The sequence below is a fragment of the Microvirga terrae genome, from assembly GCF_013307435.2.
In the GTDB taxonomy this organism is placed as follows: domain Bacteria; phylum Pseudomonadota; class Alphaproteobacteria; order Rhizobiales; family Beijerinckiaceae; genus Microvirga; species Microvirga terrae.
Genome location: NZ_CP102845.1, coordinates 2400862 through 2418656 on the forward strand (window position 1 = coordinate 2400862; position 17795 = coordinate 2418656).

15 protein-coding genes are annotated in these 17795 nt (G+C 68.1%); 7 read left to right on the forward strand and 8 right to left on the reverse strand.

All coding sequences use genetic code 11. The annotated features are described in order from the left end of the window. The first annotated feature begins 99 nt into the window (after positions 1 to 99). The 7 genes from HPT29_RS11440 (at position 100) to HPT29_RS11470 (ending at position 7864) form a co-directional block, all read left to right on the forward strand. The gene (locus tag HPT29_RS11440; RefSeq protein ID WP_173950260.1) at positions 100 to 1767 is read left to right on the forward strand and encodes a TIGR04028 family ABC transporter substrate-binding protein; all 1668 of its coding nucleotides are present in this window, start codon (positions 100 to 102) and stop codon (positions 1765 to 1767) included. Positions 1768 to 1848: 81 nt separating this feature from the next. Further along, positions 1849 to 2793, forward strand: a complete 945-nt coding sequence (locus HPT29_RS11445; RefSeq protein ID WP_173950261.1) for an ABC transporter permease — start codon at positions 1849 to 1851, stop codon at positions 2791 to 2793. After that, positions 2790 to 3692: an ABC transporter permease gene (locus HPT29_RS11450; RefSeq protein ID WP_173950262.1), complete on the forward strand. Its 903-nt coding sequence runs from the start codon at positions 2790 to 2792 to the stop codon at positions 3690 to 3692. Before HPT29_RS11445 ends, HPT29_RS11450 begins: the two co-directional genes overlap by 4 nt. Beyond that, positions 3689 to 5359, forward strand: coding sequence for a dipeptide ABC transporter ATP-binding protein (locus HPT29_RS11455; protein ID WP_173950263.1), 1671 nt, complete (start codon positions 3689 to 3691; stop codon positions 5357 to 5359). The genes HPT29_RS11450 and HPT29_RS11455 overlap by 4 nt, the downstream gene beginning before the upstream one ends. Positions 5360 to 5377: 18 nt before the next feature. Then, positions 5378 to 6424 carry a putative FMN-dependent luciferase-like monooxygenase gene (locus HPT29_RS11460; protein WP_173950264.1) on the forward strand — a complete coding sequence of 349 codons (1047 nt, stop codon included), beginning with the start codon at positions 5378 to 5380 and terminating at the stop codon, positions 6422 to 6424. A gap of 149 nt (positions 6425 to 6573) precedes the next feature. Next, entirely contained in the window at positions 6574 to 7239 is a 666-nt protein-coding gene (locus HPT29_RS11465) for a CMD domain protein (RefSeq protein WP_173950265.1), read from the forward strand. Positions 7240 to 7252: 13 nt separating this feature from the next. After that, complete coding sequence (locus tag HPT29_RS11470; RefSeq protein WP_173950266.1) at positions 7253 to 7864, forward strand: alkylhydroperoxidase domain protein; 612 nt, start codon at positions 7253 to 7255, stop codon at positions 7862 to 7864. 150 nt (positions 7865 to 8014) lie between these two features. Here the strand turns inward: HPT29_RS11470 and HPT29_RS11475 are convergent, their stop codons facing one another. The 8 genes from HPT29_RS11475 to HPT29_RS11510 form a co-directional block, all read right to left on the reverse strand. Beyond that, entirely contained in the window at positions 8015 to 8836 is an 822-nt protein-coding gene (locus HPT29_RS11475) for a lytic murein transglycosylase (RefSeq protein WP_173950267.1), read from the reverse strand. A 161-nt stretch (positions 8837 to 8997) separates the two neighbouring features. Further along, complete coding sequence (locus HPT29_RS11480) at positions 8998 to 9867, reverse strand: hypothetical protein (protein ID WP_173950268.1); 870 nt, start codon at positions 9865 to 9867, stop codon at positions 8998 to 9000. 326 nt (positions 9868 to 10193) lie between these two features. Then, positions 10194 to 11363, reverse strand: coding sequence for an alpha/beta hydrolase (locus HPT29_RS11485; RefSeq protein WP_173950269.1), 1170 nt, complete (start codon positions 11361 to 11363; stop codon positions 10194 to 10196). Positions 11364 to 11530: 167 nt separating this feature from the next. Then, entirely contained in the window at positions 11531 to 12829 is a 1299-nt protein-coding gene (locus HPT29_RS11490; protein ID WP_173950270.1) for an ABC transporter substrate-binding protein, read from the reverse strand. A 78-nt stretch (positions 12830 to 12907) separates the two neighbouring features. Further along, positions 12908 to 13726 (reverse strand): sugar phosphate isomerase/epimerase family protein, encoded by an 819-nt coding sequence (locus HPT29_RS11495; protein ID WP_173950271.1) that lies wholly within the window; start codon positions 13724 to 13726, stop codon positions 12908 to 12910. Continuing rightward, the gene (locus tag HPT29_RS11500; RefSeq protein WP_173950272.1) at positions 13723 to 14736 is read right to left on the reverse strand and encodes a hydroxyacid dehydrogenase; all 1014 of its coding nucleotides are present in this window, start codon (positions 14734 to 14736) and stop codon (positions 13723 to 13725) included. The genes HPT29_RS11495 and HPT29_RS11500 overlap by 4 nt, the downstream gene beginning before the upstream one ends. Beyond that, positions 14733 to 16598, reverse strand: a complete 1866-nt coding sequence (locus HPT29_RS11505; RefSeq protein ID WP_173950273.1) for a DUF2264 domain-containing protein — start codon at positions 16596 to 16598, stop codon at positions 14733 to 14735. Before HPT29_RS11505 ends, HPT29_RS11500 begins: the two co-directional genes overlap by 4 nt. Next, positions 16595 to 17659 (reverse strand): LacI family DNA-binding transcriptional regulator, encoded by a 1065-nt coding sequence (locus HPT29_RS11510; protein WP_173950274.1) that lies wholly within the window; start codon positions 17657 to 17659, stop codon positions 16595 to 16597. The genes HPT29_RS11505 and HPT29_RS11510 overlap by 4 nt, the downstream gene beginning before the upstream one ends. Positions 17660 to 17795: the final 136 nt, after the last annotated feature.

The window sequence follows — 17795 nt, forward strand, 5'->3', positions numbered from 1 at the left end:
TGTTCTAAAAAAAGAACATTCCCGTTGATTTTCCGGACGTTCCGTCGCGATAATTCCTGCATCGATCGGCTCGATATCCAGCCGGGAAGGGGATTGACCGTGACACTGAATTCGCGCTTCGGAACCAAAGCGGGCCTTGCGGCCCTGGTGGGAGCCACGTTCCTGACCGGCGCGGCGCTCTGGAGCGCCGGCGCCCTCGCGGCGGGCGCCGAAGGTGCGCCCGCGAAGGGCGGCACGCTGGTCTATCTCGAGCAGCAGGCCCACACCAACCTGTATCCGCCGGCGGGCGGCTTCTATCCCAATGGCGGGATCCTCAACCAGATCACCGACAAGCTGACCTACCAGAACCCCAAGACCCTGGAGATCGAACCCTGGATCGCCGAATCGTGGACGGTGAACGCCGACGCGACGGAATACACCTTCAAGATCCGCCCGGGCGTGACCTTCTCAGACGGAACGCCGCTCGATGCAGCCGCCGTGGCCAAGAACTACGACACGTTCGGACGCGGCAACAAGGACCTCAAGCTGCCGGTCTCGGAGGTCATCAACAACTACGACCGTAGCGAGGTCATCGACCCGCAGACGGTGAAGTTCACGTTCAAGAAGCCGTCGCCCGGCTTCCTGCAGGGCACGTCCGTGATCGGCTCCGGCCTCGTATCCCTGAAGACTCTCGCGCTGCCTTATGAAGCGCTCGGCGACGCCACCAAGATCATCGGGTCGGGCCCGTTCGTGGTCGCGAGCGAAACGCTCGGACGCGAGCTCACCCTGAAGGTGCGCGCGGACTACAAATGGGGCCCGGCGAAGCTGGAGCACCAGGGCCGTGCCTATCTCGACGAGATCAAGTACATCGTCACCCCCGAGGACAGCGTGCGCATCGGCGCCCTTCTGGCCGGCCAGGCCGACGTGATCCGCCAGATCCAGGCCTATGACGAGAAGCAGGTCGAGGACGAGGGCTACCTGATCTACGCGCCCTCGACCCGCGGCGTGAACAACTCCGTCGTGTTCCGTCCCGACAACCCGCTCGTCGCCGACGTCCGGGTCCGCCGCGGGCTCCTGCACGCCACCAACACGGACGAGATCGTCTCGACCCTGTTCTCGGCCAATTACCCGAAGGCGACCTCGATCATCGCCAAGACGGCGTCGGGCTATGTCGATCTCTCACAGAGGCTGTCCTACGACCTCGAGAAAGCCAAGGCCCTGCTCGACGAGGCCGGCTGGAAGGTCGGGGCGAACGGACGGCGCCAGAAGGACGGACAGGTTCTCGAACTCTCCGCCTACGAGTCCCTGCCGCAGCCGCAGAACAAGGAGACGCTGCAGCTCGTCGCGCAGCAATGGGAGAAGATCGGCGTGAAGCTGAACGTGCTCACGGCCGACTCGGGCAGCGCGGTCGTGAACAATCTCGATCCCGCCAAGGCGCCGGTCTCGCCCGCCATGGTCGGCCGGGCCGATCCCGACGTGATCAAGAGCCAGTACTATCCGACCAACCGCAACGTGCTGCTGCAGAAGGGCGGCAACAGCGACAAGGTGCAGGCCTTCGTCGACGAGAAGCTGAACCAGCTCCTCGACCGGCTCGCCTCCGAGCCGGACCGCGCCAAGCGCCTCGCGGTGGCGGGCGACGTGCAGAACTACGTGGTCGATCAGGCCTACGCCATTCCGATCTTCGAGGAGCCGCAGGCCTTCGCGGCCGCCCCTTACGTGAAGGGCGTGTCCTTCGAGGCGGTTGGCCGCCCCAGCTTCTACAACACCTGGCTGGCGCCCCGCCGCTGACGAACCCGAGGTCCGGCCGGGCCGTGCAACCGAGCGCGACCCGGCGGGCCGATCTCATCCACCACCCAGACGGGATCTCTCATGTCGCGATACGTGATCGGAAGGATCGGGCAGGCGGCCCTCGTGCTGTGGGCTGCGTTCACCGTCTCCTTCATCCTGCTGCAGGCCCTGCCCGGCGACGCCATCCTGATCAAGTTCCTCAATCCCGAACTCGGCCTCGGGCCTGAGCAGATCGCTGACATCCGGGCCGCCTACGCGGCCGACAGTCCGCTGCCGGTGCAGTATCTCCACACGGTGGCGAATTTCCTCACCGGGAATTTCGGCTACTCGATCCATGCGGGCGTTCCTGTGGGCGATCTGATCCTCGCCAACCTGCCGCAGACCCTGTGGCTGGCGTCGCTCGGCTTTCTCCTGTCGGTCATCGTGGCGGTCGCGCTCGCGGCGCTCTCGGCCCTGGCGCCGTTCTCGTGGCTGCGCGCGTTCGTCCAGTCGATCCCGGCGCTCTTCATCTCCACGCCGGTGTTCTGGCTCGGGATCCTGCTGATCCAGATCTTCTCGTTCCAGCTCAGGCTCATCCCGGTCATCAATCCCGGGCCCTGGCAGGCGCTGGTCCTGCCCGTGCTGACGCTCGCCGTCCCGATCTCGGCGCCGCTCGCCCAGATCCTCATGCGCAACATCGACCACGTGCTCACGGAGCCCTTCGTGGCGGTCGCCCGCGCCAAGGGCGCGTCCCATCGCTGGGTCCTGTGGAAGCACGTGGCGAAGAACGCCGTCCTTCCGACGCTCACCATCGGGGGCATCCTGTTCGGGGAGCTTCTGGCCGGCGCGGTCGTCACCGAGGCGGTGTTCGGCCTCAACGGCCTCGGCGGGCTCACGCAGCGCTCCGTCAACGACCAGGACATCGCGGTGCTCCAGGCGATCGTGGTGTTCTCGGCGGCGGCCTTCGTGCTCATCAATCTCACGGTAGACCTGCTCTACCCCGTCTTCGATCCGCGCCTCAGGGTGAAACAGGGAGCCGTCGCATGACCGGCCTGAACACGATCGGACGCAGCCTCCTGCGCGACGAGGCGGATGTCCTCGACAGCCCTTCGACGGGCGCGTCTTCGGGCGCCGGTTGGCTGAAGGCCGTCCGGAGCATCCAGCCCGGCCTCGTCCTGGCCTGGTTCGTCATGGCGGTCGTCGTCCTGTGGGCTCTGTTCCCGCAATGGTTCACTGGCTACAACCCGACCGTCGGCGTGGCCCGCCAGCAGCTTCGCGCGCCGAGCGCCGAGCATTGGCTCGGCACCGACGCGCTGGGCCGCGATCTCCTCGCGCGCATCATCCACGGGGCCGGCAACTCGCTGTCTGGAGCGCTCGTGGCCGTGGGCGTCGGCCTTCTGGTGGGCACGACGCTCGGCATCGTGGCCGGATCGGCGCGCGGCCGGATCGACGGCGCCATCATGCGCGGCGTCGACGTGCTCCTGTCGATCCCGCAGCTGCTCCTGTCGCTCAGCATCGTCATCCTGCTCGGCTTCGGCATCGTCAACGCGGCCATCGCGGTCGGCATCACGTCCATCGCCAGCTTCGCGCGGCTCGCCCGCTCCGAGGTGGTGCGGGTGCGCGCCAGCGACTACGTCGAGGCGGCGTTCGGCAGCGGCGGAACCTTCGGCCGCGTGCTGCTGCGCCACATCCTACCGAACTCGCTGACCTCGGTGATCGCCTTCGCGGCCCTGCAGCTCGGCTGGGCCATCCTGACCATCTCCACCCTGGGCTTCCTCGGCTACGGGGCGCCGCCGCCCACACCGGAATGGGGCCTGCTGATCGCCGAGGGGCGCAACTACCTGGCGCGCGCCTGGTGGCTGACGACGGTGCCGGGCATCGTGGTGATCCTCGTCGTCCTGTCGGCGAACCGCATCAGCCAGTCCTTCGGAAAGGCCCGCCCATGACGAGCGCCATCTCCATCAGGCCCACGGCCGCGGACGTCGCGAACGTGCCGGTTCTCGAGATCAGCGATCTCGCGGTCGGCTATCGCGGCCCCGAGGGCTTCCAGCGCGTCGTCCACGAGGTGTCGCTGCGCGTTCGCCCCGGCGAGGTCGTGGCGCTCGTCGGTGAATCGGGATCCGGCAAGACCACCACGGCGCAGGCGGTGATCGGGCTCCTGGCCGAGAACGGCCGCCTGGAAGGCGGCGCGATCCGGCTCAACGGAACCGACATCGCGGGCTGGTCGCAGAAGCGGCTCGACACCATCCGCGGCCAGAAGATCAGCCTGATCCCGCAGGATCCGACGAGCTCGCTCAATCCCGTCAAGACCATCGGGGCTCAGGTAGCCGAGGTGCTGGAGATCCACCGGCAGGGAAGCCGGGCCGAGATCGACGCTCGGGTGATCGAGCTTCTGGCGCGGGTCGGCCTGTCCCAGCCCGAGCTGCGCGCGAAGCAGTATCCGCACGAACTCTCGGGCGGGATGCGCCAGCGCGTGCTGATCGCCATCGCGATTGCCCTGCGTCCGGCGCTCATCATCGCCGACGAGCCCACCAGCGCCCTCGACGTGACGGTGCAGAAGCGCATCCTCGACCTGATCGACGAGCTGCGCCGGGAATACGGCACGGCGGTCCTCCTGGTGACGCACGACCTGGGCGTGGCGGCCGACCGGGCGAACCACATCGTCGTGCTCAAGGGCGGGCGCATCCAGGAGCAGGGCCCGACCGCCGAAGTGCTCGCCGCGCCGCGCAGCGAGTATACGCGCAAGCTCCTGGCCGACGCGCCCTCGCTCGGCAAGACGCGTTCGGTCGCCCGGTCGAAGCCCGTGCATATCGGGGCGCGCCGGGATGCCATCGTGGTCGAGAACCTCGTGCAGGACTTCGCCATCGGCGGCCGAGAGGTTTTCCGTGCGCTGGCCGGCGTGTCCTTCAGGGTCAGGCGGGGCACGACGCACGCCATCGTGGGCGAGTCCGGCTCGGGCAAGACGACGACCGCGCGCAGCATCGTGGGCTTCCAGAAGCCGAGTGCGGGCCGCATCCTGGTGGACGGGATCGATGTGACGTCCCTGCGCGGGGAGAACCTGCGCCGCTTCCGCAAGACGATCCAGCTCGTCTACCAGAACCCGTTCGCGTCCCTCGATCCGCGGCAGACGATCTTCCAGATCGTCGAGGAGCCGCTCCTGAACTTCGACCCCGGGCCGCGCGAGGACAGGGCACGCAAGGTCGAGGCCATCCTCGAGCGCGTCGGCCTGCCGCCGTCGGTCCTGACGCGCCGGCCCCATGCGCTCTCGGGCGGGCAGCGGCAGCGCGTCGCCATCGCGCGCGCCCTGGTGCTCGACCCGCAGGTGCTGGTGCTCGACGAGGCGGTGTCGGCCCTCGACGTGACCGTGCAGGCGCAGATCCTGTCGCTCCTCGACGAGCTGCAGCAGGCGCTCGGGCTGACCTACCTTTTCATCTCCCACGATCTCGCGGTGGTCCGCCAGATCTCCGACACGGTCTCGGTCCTGCACAACGGCCGCCTGGTCGATGGCGGTGCGGTCGAGGACGTGTTCCAGCGCCCGGGCAGCGCCTACACGCGCGAGCTCATCGAGGCGATCCCCGGCCAGCGCAATCCCGGCCCGCACTCATTCTCTTAGGACAAGTGGAGCAAAGCCATGACAGCATCCTCGAAGCGCAAGAGGCTCGGGTTCTTCACCCGGCTTCTCGACGACGCGAGCGCCGGCGAGCGCTACCGCCTCGCGGCCGAGCAGATCATCCATGCGGAGCGCAACGGGTTCGATTCCGCCTGGGTGGCGCAGCACCATTTCCACGCCGCGGAGGGCGGGCTTCCGGCCCCGCTGGTGTTCCTGTCCCACGTGGCGGCGCGCACCTCGACGATCCGCCTCGGCACGGGCATCATCACCCTGCCGCTCGAGAACCCGATCCGGGTCGCCGAGGACGCGGTGGTGCTCGACCTCCTGTCCGGCGGACGCCTCGAAATCGGCGTCGGCACGGGCGGCACCCCGTCGTCCTTCACGGCCTTCGGGCTCGAGAGCGCGAGCCGGTCGGAGATCTACGACCGGCACCTCGCGGTGCTGCGCAACGCCTGGACGGGCGGGAGCCTCGAGGGCGGGGATTCGCTCTATCCGGTGGCGCCCGATCTCGACGACCGGGTCTGGCAGGCGACCTTCTCGGCCGGCGGCGGCATCCGGGCGGGCAAGGCCGGGGACGGGCTCATGCTGTCGCGCACGCAGCCCCGGCCGAAGGACGCGCCGCACGCCACGCTGCCCGATCTCCAGCATCCGATCATCGACGCCTATCTCGAGGCGCTGCCCGACGGCCGCGAGCCGCGCATCGTGGCGTCGCGCTCGCTCTTCGTGGCCGACAGCCGCGAGGAGGCCCTGCGCCTCGCCGAGAAGGGGCTGCGCCGCGTGGTGGCCGACTTCGCCGCCAAGGGGCACGTGATCCCGGGCGACAGCCTCGCCGACATCCTCACGGCCCTCGACACCCATGTGGGCACCCCCGAGGACGTGCTCGAATCGTTGAGCCGCGACACCACCCTGCCGCGGGTGACCGACCTGGTGTTCCAGGTCCATTCGGTCGATCCGCCGCACGAGGACATCCTGCGCTCGATCGAGCTGATCGCCAGCGACGTGGCGCCGGCGCTGGGCTGGCAATCGCCTTTGTCGAAGCCCGAGAAGCGCGTCGCCCTGGTGCGCTGAACCCCGCGCTAGCGCATCGTGCGGCCCTCCGGGTCCGCGACGAACGATGCGCCAGCCAAGAGAAGAAGCATCGGATGGATCCCAAAAGTGGTTTCCACTTTTGGGTCCGATGCTCTCCCATCATCCATCCACCGGACCGTGAGACACCCATGAGCACCACCCCGACGGACGTCATCGATCACCTGGCCGGGATCCGGCCGGGATCCAGCCTCGACCGCTTGCGCGATCAGCGGCCGCAGGCGCGCGAGAACGCGCAGAAGAGCTATCTCGCCCTGTTCGAGCCGGAGGTTCCCGGCACCGTCACGGCGCTCGAGCGCTACGCGCTCGCCACCTTCGTGGCCGGGCTCCACCGCCAGCCCCATGTGGGTGATTTCTACGCCGCCTCCCTGCAGACGCTCGGGCATCCGCGGCTCTCCGAGATCATCGACGCGGAGATCGCCCGCGGGGCCGTGGAAGGTCCCTACGGGCGCTATCCGGAAGGCCCGCATTCCGTCGAGGACAAGGACGGGCCGGTCTACCGGGTTTCGGCCGACAACCGGGAGAGCCTGGGCGCGCGCCTGTCGGCCGGCCTGGAGCACGCGCATCTCCTCGTGTTCCACCCGCGCGACGCGAATCCCGCCGCCCTGCAGGCGCTTCTCGATGCCGGCTGGTCGACCACCGACATCGTGACCCTGTCGCAGCTCGTGGCCTTCCTGTCGTTCCAGATCCGCGTCGTGGCGGGCCTGCGGGCGCTCGCGGGCGCGTCGGCGGTCGAGAGCACGGATACGGAATACACGCAGATCTTCACGGGCGTCCTGGCGTCCGGCGCCGTTTGAGAGGGGGCCATCCATGACCGAGACAACGCTGTCGCATCCCGACAACCGGGAGCCCGTCGCCTTCACCCAGGACGAGCTCGGCTGGCTGCCGTGGCTCGAGCCGTTCCCGGCCGACCAGCTCACCGAGCGGCACTGGGCCGGGCTCGTGGACGCCTCGCGGGCGAAGTCGCCGTACTTCCTCCTGCTCGCCCGCGATCCGGACGTGCTGCAGGCCCGCACCAAGACCGACAAGGACATCTTCTACAACACGCGCGACGGCCTGCCCCGCGCCGAGCGCGAGCTCGCCGCCACGGCCACGTCCCGCTCCAACGGCTGCATCTTCTGCGCGTCCGTGCATTCGCGCTTCGCCACCCAGTACTCGAAGCGCGGCGCCGACATCCAGCGCCTGCTCGACGAGGGCGTGGAGGCGGACATCGACCCGCGCTGGAACGCCATCGTCGAGGCGTCCGTGGCGTTGACCGATACGCCGATCGCGTTCGGCGAGCGGCAGATCGGGGCCCTGCGCAATGCCGGCCTCGACGACGGCGAGATCATCGACGTGATCAACGGCGCGGCCTTCTTCAACTGGGCCAACCGGCTCATGCTGTCGCTCGGCGAGCCGACCCCGCCGGCGGCGAAGCAATAGGGCGCGGATCCGACACCCGCCACGTCATCACCGGGCACGTCCCGGTGATCCCGTTTTCGTGAGGCGCGGAGCTTTTCGAATCGAGATGGCCGGGACGAGCCCGGCCATGACGTGGAAAGGTTGCCGCTTCTCTGAACGCGTGCGTCGGCCCTAGCGCTCCGCCGACCGGCGGCTTCCGCCGTCGATCTGCTGGCCGATCAGCGCGATGGCCTGCTGGTACACGGAGGCGGCGTTCCAGGCCTGGATGGCCCGGAAGTTGGGCTCGCCGGGCTGATAACCCGCGCCGGCCCGCCAGCCATGGGCCTTGAGGAAGTTGGCGGTCGCCTCCAGGGCGTCGGCCGTTCGGTCGAGGTTGCCGCCATTGGCATAGGCCAGGATGTTCTTGGGCATGAACTGGGTCTGGCCGATCTCTCCGTGCATGGAGCCGCGCGCATTGCTCGCGAGGATGCCGCGGTCGATCAGGGTGAGCGCCGCATAGAGCTGGTCGGTGAAGAACTCCGACCGGCGGCAATCGTAGGCGAGCGTCGCCACGGCCGAGAGCGTGTGCTGGTTGCCGCGCTGGGTGCCGAAGGCGGTCTCCATGCCCCAGATGGCGATGAGCGGTCCCGGCGGCACGCCGTAGCGCTGCTCGAGGGACGCGAACAGGGCCGCGTTCGATTGCTTGAGCGAGCGCCCGCGCGACACGATCACGTTCGCGCCGCGCTTGGCCATGAACTGGTCGAGGGAGAGCCGGAAGCTCTTCTGGCCGCGGTCGGCCCGGATCGTGGCGGTCGCGTAATCGGTGTCCATGAGGGCCGAGATGGCCGTCGGTCCGATGCCGCGGGCCCGGGCCTCCGGGGCGAAATCCTGCTTCCACTGCTCGAAGCCGGCTGCGGAATTGCCGCATTGCGCGGCATTGGCCGTGTGGGCGGTTCCGGCGAGCGTCACCAGGGCCGTGACGGCCGCGATCCCAAAGTGCCAGCCCCTTGTCATTCCGATCTCCTTACTGGTCGTCTGTCGTCATGGGTAACGGTGCCGGAGCAACCCGGCCAAGTTGAGGCATAACGGCCAAGCTGGACCATCGGATCCACAGACCTGTGCATTATCTAGGGTATCGGACCCGAAAGGGGACCCGCTCGTCGCCGACGCGGCCCTCACTCCACCTGGACGGCGCCGAGGCCGAAGCCGGTCTTGTCGTTCGTGATCCACACCGCGCCGTCGCCGAGCATCATGCCCTTGTCGCGCACGAACACGGTCTCGAACGTGGTTTTCGCCACCGCGTCGCGCACGCCCTGGTTCAGGACCGTCTCCCTCGCGGCGATCAGCTGCTCCCGGGTGCGGATCGTGCGCCGCACCTTTCCTGTCACCGTCACCGGGTAATGCGCCGTGCGGGCGAGAAGCTCGGGATCGTTCGACCGGAACGCCGCCTTCACGCGCCGGAAGCCGATATAGGCCGCGTAGGGGTCGAAGTTCTGGGCCCGGAAGCTCGCCTCGATCTCCGGGGTCAGCTTCGGCCGGGAGAAGCCCGAATCCGGCGTGCGGACCGGCAGGTCGAGGGAGCGCCGCAATTCCCGCACCAGGAGGTTGAGGGCCCGGTGGCGGTCGTAGAGCGTCTGGAGTTCCGGCGAGCGGCCCTGGCCGTTGCCCTCGGCCAGCGACCCGGTGATCTCCTGCCGGGCCGTCTTCGGGTCCGAAGCCCCGTTGCGCCCGCCGCGCCCGCCGGCGGCGGCGTCGAGCTTGGTGTCGAGCTGGTTCCGGGCGATCCAGACCCGCTCCTCCACCTCGGCCAGAACCTCCTCGTGCGACGGCCTGAAGCCCGGCCCCTTGCCGAGGTCGGAGGGCAGGGCCTTCATGGCGTCCTGGGGCTTGGGGCCCTTGGGCTCCTCGGACGGATAGCGGGGATCGATCTTGTAGGTGCGGCCATAGACCCGGACGAAGAAGGGATCGGCCTTCGCCGGAACGGCGACCGACAGGGCCAGCCAGCACCCGAGCAGCCCGAGGCATCTGACGGTAAACCCGGTCATGGCCGTGTCGCTCCCTGAGGACGCCGCCGACCCGTGGCGCGGTCCGGCGGCGAGAGGTGAAACGCTAGAGCGACATATGGCCAAACTTGCGGCGGTGGCGGGCAAGCGTGGCAATTTCTCGTCCATGGACGCCGCCTGAACCGGTGAGGCGCGAGCCGCCTCCTCATGTCATCACCGGATCAACCCAACCCTCCACGTCATCACCGGGCTTGTCCCGGTGATCTCGATGGTCCGAGGCGTCGCGCCTTTCAGGATCGGGATGGCCGGCACAAGGCCGGCCATGACGTGAGTGGGTTGTCGTCGGGTGCGCTGTTGCGCACCGTCGCCTACCGCCCCCGCCGCCGCGTGGTTCGGGACGGGGCCTTCAGGCGGTAGCGCTGGGTGTCGGTGCGTTCGCGGTTGGCGATGGTGTCCTGCCGCTCGCCGGCGAGCACCGCCACGATGTCGTCGCGCACGGCCGGGAAGAGCCGGTAATATTGATGGCTCTGGAAATCGTGGCCCGGATCGATGGCGTCGCTCACGTCCACTGCCGTGACCTTGTCGCTGATCATCGCCATGTTGTCCGGCCCGTCCACGCCCAGGCGCGGCCCGTTGAACTTGGTCACGGAGCTAAGGGTCGAGAGGATCCAGTCCTTCTGCGTGTGGTAGACCGTCACGCGGCTGCCGAGCCGGGGCAGGTAGCGCAGCTCCTTGGGATCGTCGAACGCGTCCTCGTCCTCGTCGGCCGCCGCCAGGACGATCTGGTCGAAGGTCCGGCGCAGGCGGTTGGGATCGGGCGCTTCCGTCGGGAGCGCCACCAGGGCCGGAAGCGGACGCTCCTCTATGTCCGTCGCCGGCGCATCGACCGTGCGCACGTATTCGCGCGGCTCGCCCTGGGGCACCAGCATCAGGGCCTGCACCGCGTAGCGGAACGCGTAATTGCCCATGCTGTGGCAGATGAGGTGCAGCGGCTGGCGGCACAGGTCCCGGCGCGGCAGGGAATCGATGAAGTCGTAGAGGATGCGCATGGTGCGCGCGATGGCGACCCCCGAGGCCCGGGCGGTGCCGCGGTCGTGGAAGTAGTCGGTATAGGGCAGGGGCGTCGGCAGGAGCGTCCCGATGGACGGCCACGAGAACGCGAACACGTTGGCGTCGATGCCGTAGAAGGTCAGGATCGACGCGGCGCGCTCGATGGCCTCCTGGAAGGTGTTCGAGAAGCCGTGGATCACCACCAGGGTCGGCCGTCCGCCCTCCTGCATGTCCTGCCGCAGCTTCTCGAAGATGTCGCGGCTGCCGCGCCGGATCACCGGCCCGATGAGCTGCTCCGGCGCCACGTAGAGCGACCCCGGCACGAAGCGCGATCCCGTCGTCGTAACGCTCGCCTGCGCGCTGCCGAACCGCACCGCCGTGCCGTCGATGGGCCCGAGCTCCGAGCCGAAACCGACGATGTTGTCGGGGCTCCCCTCGGTGAGCGGCATGCGGTTGGTCGCGAAATACACCGTCACGGTCTGCGCCATCGGACGTGTCTCCACCCGCCGTCAGTGTGCCACGGTCGGGCGTCGGTGTCAGCCGAGGGTGGCCCCGGACCCCGCCACGTGGTCACCGGCCTCGACCACCCGCGACGTCATCACCGGGCTTGTCCCGGTGATGACGGGGAGAGGTGGGGCGCGCAGTGGCAGACGCCTCAGTTCACCTTGCGCAGCACGGCGTTGCCGTCCTCGACGATGCGCTGGGCCGCGTCCGCGATCGACATCTGGCCGAAGGCCACTTGGTCGGCGACCTTGCGCATGACGTTGTTGTCGAACTCGACGGCGCCGATCGGGACGGGCGGCGGGTAGTCGCTCACCTTGTCGGCCAGGAGGTTGACGTAGTCGACGGTGGCGCGCTCGACCTCGTTCAGGCTCGGCAGGATCGCCTCGCGCACCTTCGGCGACATGGGCACGCCGCGCTCGACGCCGAGAATCTTGCCGGCCTCGACATCGTTGACGAAGAAGCTGATGAAGGCCGCGGCCTTGTCGGCCTGCTTGGTCGTCGAGCCGATGCTCCAGATCAGCGCCGGCCGGTAGTAGTGGCCGGATTTCGCGCCTCCGCCCGCCTGCGGCACCATGGTGATCCCGAGCTTGTTCTTGGTCAGGAGCTGGTAGCCGATGAGCTGGTTCGAATAGGTGAGGCCCATGGCCGACTTGCCGAGCGCCAGCGAGTTGCGCTCGATCTGGTTCTGGTCGAGGGTCTGCACGTCGGCCGGTACGCAGCCGTTGCGCTTGCGCAGGTCCTCCCAATAGGCGAACCACTCCTTCGCGTCGTCGACCGTGCAACCGAGCTTGGCGTCTTCCGTGTAGAGGCGCTTGCCGCGCTGGCGCAGCCACACGTCGAACACGTAGTGATAGCGGGCCCCGTAGGGCGCGCCCCAATAGTCCGGCCGGCCCACCGCCTTGGTGACGTCGACCGCCATGTCGGCGAATTCCTTCCAGGTGGTCTCGTGGGTCGGCGGCTTGATGCCGGCCTTCTCGAACACCGTCTGGTCGTAGAAGAGCGAGAACGAGTTGAGGCCGAGCGCCACGCCGTAGATCTTGCCGTTGGCCCGGCACAGATCGACCATCTTGTCGCCGAAGCTCGAGATGTCGAGCTGCTTGCCGACGAACTCGTCCATGGGCTTGGCGGCGCCGCGCCCGGCATAGTCGGCGAGGCTGCTCGGCTCGAGCTGGAACACGTCCGCGATGTTGCGGCCCGCCATCTGGGTGCCGATCTTGGCCCAGTAATCGGCCCCGACGGGCTCGCCCGCGATCTCGATCCCGGTGCGCTCCTGGAACAGCTTGCCCACCTCCGTTGTGCGCCGCGCGCGGTCCGGCGATCCCCACCAGGTGCAGCGCAGCCGGCCGCCTTCGCCCTGCGCCCAGCTCAGGCCCGGCGCGCCGACGGCAGCAGCGCCGCCGAGCGCGAGGGCGGATTTCAACAACGTACGACGATTGACATCATTCTTCATGGTTTCCTCCCGGTCGCTTCTGGATCTATTCTTCGCGAGGTGGCGAGAAGCGCGCCCCCCGGAGTGTCGTTATAGAAGTCAGGCGGCGCCAGGCGGGCGCGCCTTGTCTTCTTCCGACAATTGCACTTCTTCCAACACTTGACGGAACACGGCCGCATCGGCCCGGAACTGTTCGGGGCTGTCGTCCCGGACGAATTCCAGGATGGCGAAACGCTCGCCCGGCCAGCGTGTGGCGGGAGCGTTGGTCAGAATCTCGGTCCAGTAATCGCGTTGGTCCGCCAGCGGATAGCGCGTCTTCTCGCGGTCCCAGGCGAAGACATGGACATGCGACGTGTCGGAGCCGACCGCGCGGAATTCGTCGAGCGCCTCGTCGAGGGGAAGGCCCGGGCGCGGCTGCCAGTAGAGAAACACGTTCGGGTCGTCGATCTCCGCCATGAGCCTTTGCGCCGAGGCGCGTTCATCGGTGAGCGAATTGGGATGGTACTCGAGCCCGAGGGTCACGGACACCGCGTCGGCGAGCCGCGCCATGCGCCGGATCAGCGCGGCCGCGTGGGCGCGCTCGTCCGGGGAATAGGTGGCGGAATCGCGGTTGCGCGATCCGGGCCAGATGCGGATGTTGGGAGCGCCGAGCGCCTGCGCGGTTTCGAGCACGGTCGCGAAGGCCTGCTCGTCGTCGCTCGGCGGCGCGATGTAGGATCCGTAGGAGATCACCGAGAGGCCGGCATCTTCCGTCAGGCGCCGGACGTGGCGCGCGAAGTCGGGTTGCCCGGGAGGAACATGCACGTCGCCGCCCCATTCGATCCCCGCGATGCCGCATTCGGCCGCGAGCCTGACGACGGTCCTCGGCGCAAGCGTGCGGAACGTGACCGAGCACAGGCCGGGCCGGAACCTCGTCATGCCATCGTCTCCAGGGCGGCCGGGGTAATGGCGGAGAGCAGGGGACGTCCCTCGACGAAGCGCTCGATCTCCTCGACGGTGAACTCGCCGAGCATCTCGCGCTCGTTGCCGATGGCGCCCGCGATGTGCGGCGTGAGAAAGACGTTCGGCAGATCGTAGAGCGGAGACGATTCCTCCGGCACCTCCGGATAGGTCACGTCGATGATCGCGTCGATGCGGCCGGTGCTGAGCTCGTCGATGAGATCGTCCTGATCGACGATGATGCCGCGCGCCGTGTTGATGAGCGTGGTCCCGTCGCGCATGAGCGCCAGGTGCCGGCGCGCGATCATGCCCTGGGTCGAGGGCAGGGCGGGCGCGTGGATCGACACCACATCCGAGAGCCGCATGAGATCGTCGAGCGACACGCGCTCGGCGCCGAGCGCGGCCGCTTCGCGCGCGCTCACATAGGGATCGTGCAGAAGGACCCGGAAGCTGAAGGGCTCGAGATACTCGATGACGCGGCGGCCGATCCGCGACGCCCCGATGATGCCGATCGTGCGCCGGAAATTCCCCACCGGCTGCGCGGTCAGCGGGAACGTCCGCGAGCGGTTCCGATCCGCCCGGTAGAGGTCGCGGAAGCGGAACACCTGCTTGTTGGCGAACAGGATCGCCGCGAGGGTGAACTCGGCGACCGGGATCGCATTCGCCTCCGCCGCATGGGTGACCGCGATGCCGGCCTCGAGCACGTCCGGCGACAGGAAGCCTTTGACCGTGCCGGCCGCATGGGCGATCAGCCTGAGGTTCGGCGCCAGCTCGAGGATGTCGCGCCCGATGGCCGGGCAGCCCCAGCCGGTCACGAGGATCTCCGCCTGCCGGAGCAGAGCCGGGGCCTGCCCTTCGGTCACGGACCGGAGCGGGCTCGGGTCGAGGATCGTGCAGGACCGGGCCAGCCGGTCCAGCAAAGGTGACGTAAGGACACCTTCCGTACGGACAGGATCCATGGCGAAGGCGACGCGGGGGCGGCCGTTCATGGCGTCGTCCTCCAGGCGATGGCGCCGACCCGGCGGCCGTCCCGGGCGATGAGAGCTTCCAGTTCCGCGATTGTCGGTGCGGTTGGTATCTCCTGCCAGAATCGGCCGGCATCGAACCGATCGGTCAATGCCAGGGCGGCGGTCGCCAGAATCGTTTCCCCGTTTGGGATTTCGCCGCGCAACTGGGGCACGAAGGTCTTCGGGTGGAGCAGATTGGTGTTGGGAGGCGCTTTCAGCGCGACTCCTCGTCTCTCAATCGATGATCCAAGATCCGCGATGCCGCTCATATCGGCCGCCCCGACCACCCGCGCGGCGCCCGTGCGCTCCTCGATCGTCTCCAGCTTCCGGTAGGCGTCGGCCCGGGGAAGCGCGAAGCCGCCCTCGGCGGTGGCGAGCGGACGCGGCGTCCGGATCCGGTGGACCCGGATGTGCCATGGAGCGGCCGGCAGGAGCCAGGTCTCGACCTCAACGTCGGCCCAGGGCCGCCAGCGGGCATAGAGGATCGTCCCGGCGATCAGGGCCTCCTCGTTGGTCTCGCGCACCCGGAAATGCCGGCCGTCGTCGCTGAAGCCGAGCATCCCGTCGAGCGCCGCGCCCTCGAAGATCCGCTCGTCGCTCTCGACGCTGAAGGCATAGCGGGACGAATAGGCGAACTTGGCGTATTTCTCGCTGCCGAACCGCATCTGCAGGTTTTCCTGGCCGGACGACAGGGCGACCACATTGCCGGGCGTGTGCATCATCACCATGCCGGGCTCCGGCTGCGGCGAAGGCTCCGAAAAGGCGGGAGCGGGCGCCTCCTCGGCGGTCCAGAACGGGTGCGAAGCGGGCAGGGCCAGCGGCAGGAAGGCCTTGAAGGCCCAGTAGGGGGAGCCGGCCGAATTGTAGTTCTCCGACATCAGCAGATTGGCATAGCCGAACCCGACCGTGAGCACGCCGCTCCGGTCCGTGATCGGGTACTGGCCCCACCAGCGCAGATGACGGAGGTAGTAGCCCTTCACCTCGCCCCAGGGCAGGGCCTCCTCGTCGGCGAAGGCCAGGGCGGCCCAGAACCCCGCGCAGGCGAAGCGATAGGTCATGCTGCGGCCGAAGACGAGCGTGCCGCCATCGTCCGCGAACCAGTGCCGGATATTCGGCGCGAACAGGCGCGCCCAGTCGCGGAACCGCTGCTTGCGCTCCCCGTCGGTGGTCGCCAGAGCCGCGTAGATCAGCCCGTAGAAATGCATCGCGAAGGGGATGTAATGGTCGACCCTGGGGACGTTGCCGTCCCGGTACCAGCCGTCGCCGAGATAGAAGGCCTCAAGCTCCTGGAGGTATTGCTCGGTCAGGCTCCGGTCGAAATCGACCCCGACGCGCTCGAGACCGAGGTCGATCATCACCCGGAAGAACTTCCAGTTATTGTCGGCGAAAAGGAGAGGACGCGCCTCGAGCAGGTAGGTCGCCACGTTTCTCCGCGCCCGCTCGTCCAGGGGATCCCACAGGTGCTGGGGGATGAGCCGGAGCGCGAATCCGAGCGCCGCCAGCTCGACCATCCTCTGGTCGCGGTCGGTGACCTTGCCCCAGTATTCGGGATGCTCTGGATCCGTCCCGTTGGCGAGGCCTTTCGCGAAGAGGGGCCAATGCGGGAAGGCTCCGCCGCCGGCGGCATAGGGAGCCAGGCCCCAGAGCGGCCGGGCAAAGCCTTCCAGATCGGCGGCCGCCTGGTCGAAATGGGCCGCCGTGGCGCTCAGGCTCACCCGGGCGCCGCCTTCCGAAAACGCAGGGAGAAGCGGGTCGAAGAGGTCCAGGAGCGCCTGCTCGACATCGGCTCTCGTCCTGAGAGGGTTGGCCGCCAGAGGATTGGCATAGGCGGGCGTATAGGTCATGCGGGAAGCTCCCCGTCCGCGGACGTCTTGGAAAGAGCCTGCACCGTCGCGCCCTCCACGAGCCGGACGGCCAGCTCGACCTTGCGCGGATCGGCTCCCGGATCAGCGATGCGCCGCTGCATGAGGTAATAGGCCTCCTGGCCGATCGCCTCCCGGTCCACCTGCATGGTGGTCAGGCGCGGGGTGGTCATGGACGCGCAGGGCAGGTCGTCAAATCCCATCACGGCGAAATCCTGAGGGATCGAGAGATGGTGATTGGTGACAGCTTCCATGATGCCGACCGCCATCATGTCGTTCATGCAGAAAGCGGCGGTAAATCCTTCATCTTCCAGGAGAATCGCCTCCATGGCCTCGCACGCCGCCGTGCTGGTCCGCGGGGCGGTCGCCGGCAGCTGAACGATCCGCGTGGCCACGCCGGCCTTCGCGGTGGCCGCCTCGAAGCCACGGACGCGCTCCCGGATCGTATGCCGGTGCGACATGGTGAAATGAAGGATACGCCGGTGCCCGGCGGCGATGAGGTGCTGGGTCGCAAGCCGCGCCCCGTAGAAATTGGCCGGCGACACGCAATCGAACTGCAGGCTGGGATCGTTGCCGTTGACCCACACGGTCGGAAGCCCGGAATCCGAAAGCCAGTCGCACAGGTCGTCCGGCGGATCGATTCCGACCAGGAAGACACCCGCCGCCTCGGTCTCGGACAGGGTCTGCTTCAACTCGGAAACCTTTAAAGATGCGGAACGGACGAGCCGCGGCAGGAGGGTGCCGCCGGAACGGGCTGCGGCTCCCCGAAGGCCGCTGAGAATTCCCTCATAGAACACGCCCAGACCGCCCGTCGCTTGGTCGACCGGGATGAGGGCGACCGAGCGCTGGTTCTGCGGCTGAGGGCTCGGTACCGGACGGACGTTGTAGCCGAGTTCGGACGCGATCCGGATCACCTGGTCCCGCACGTTCGTGCTGATCCCGGGCTCGTTCGCGAGAACGCGCGATACGGTGCTGACCGAGACACCGGCAAAACGGGCGATGTCCGTCTGGCGTGGTCGACGGCTGAGGCTCGCTCTCGTCATGTCCTCTCACCACTTGTTCGTTGCAAGGATTTTTTGCGCAACGCAGCGGAACTTGCAATCCTGGTGCAAATGCAAATTTTTGCGCTATCTGGAGGCGACATGGTCGGGCTTCCACCAACAAACAAGCGAGACCTCG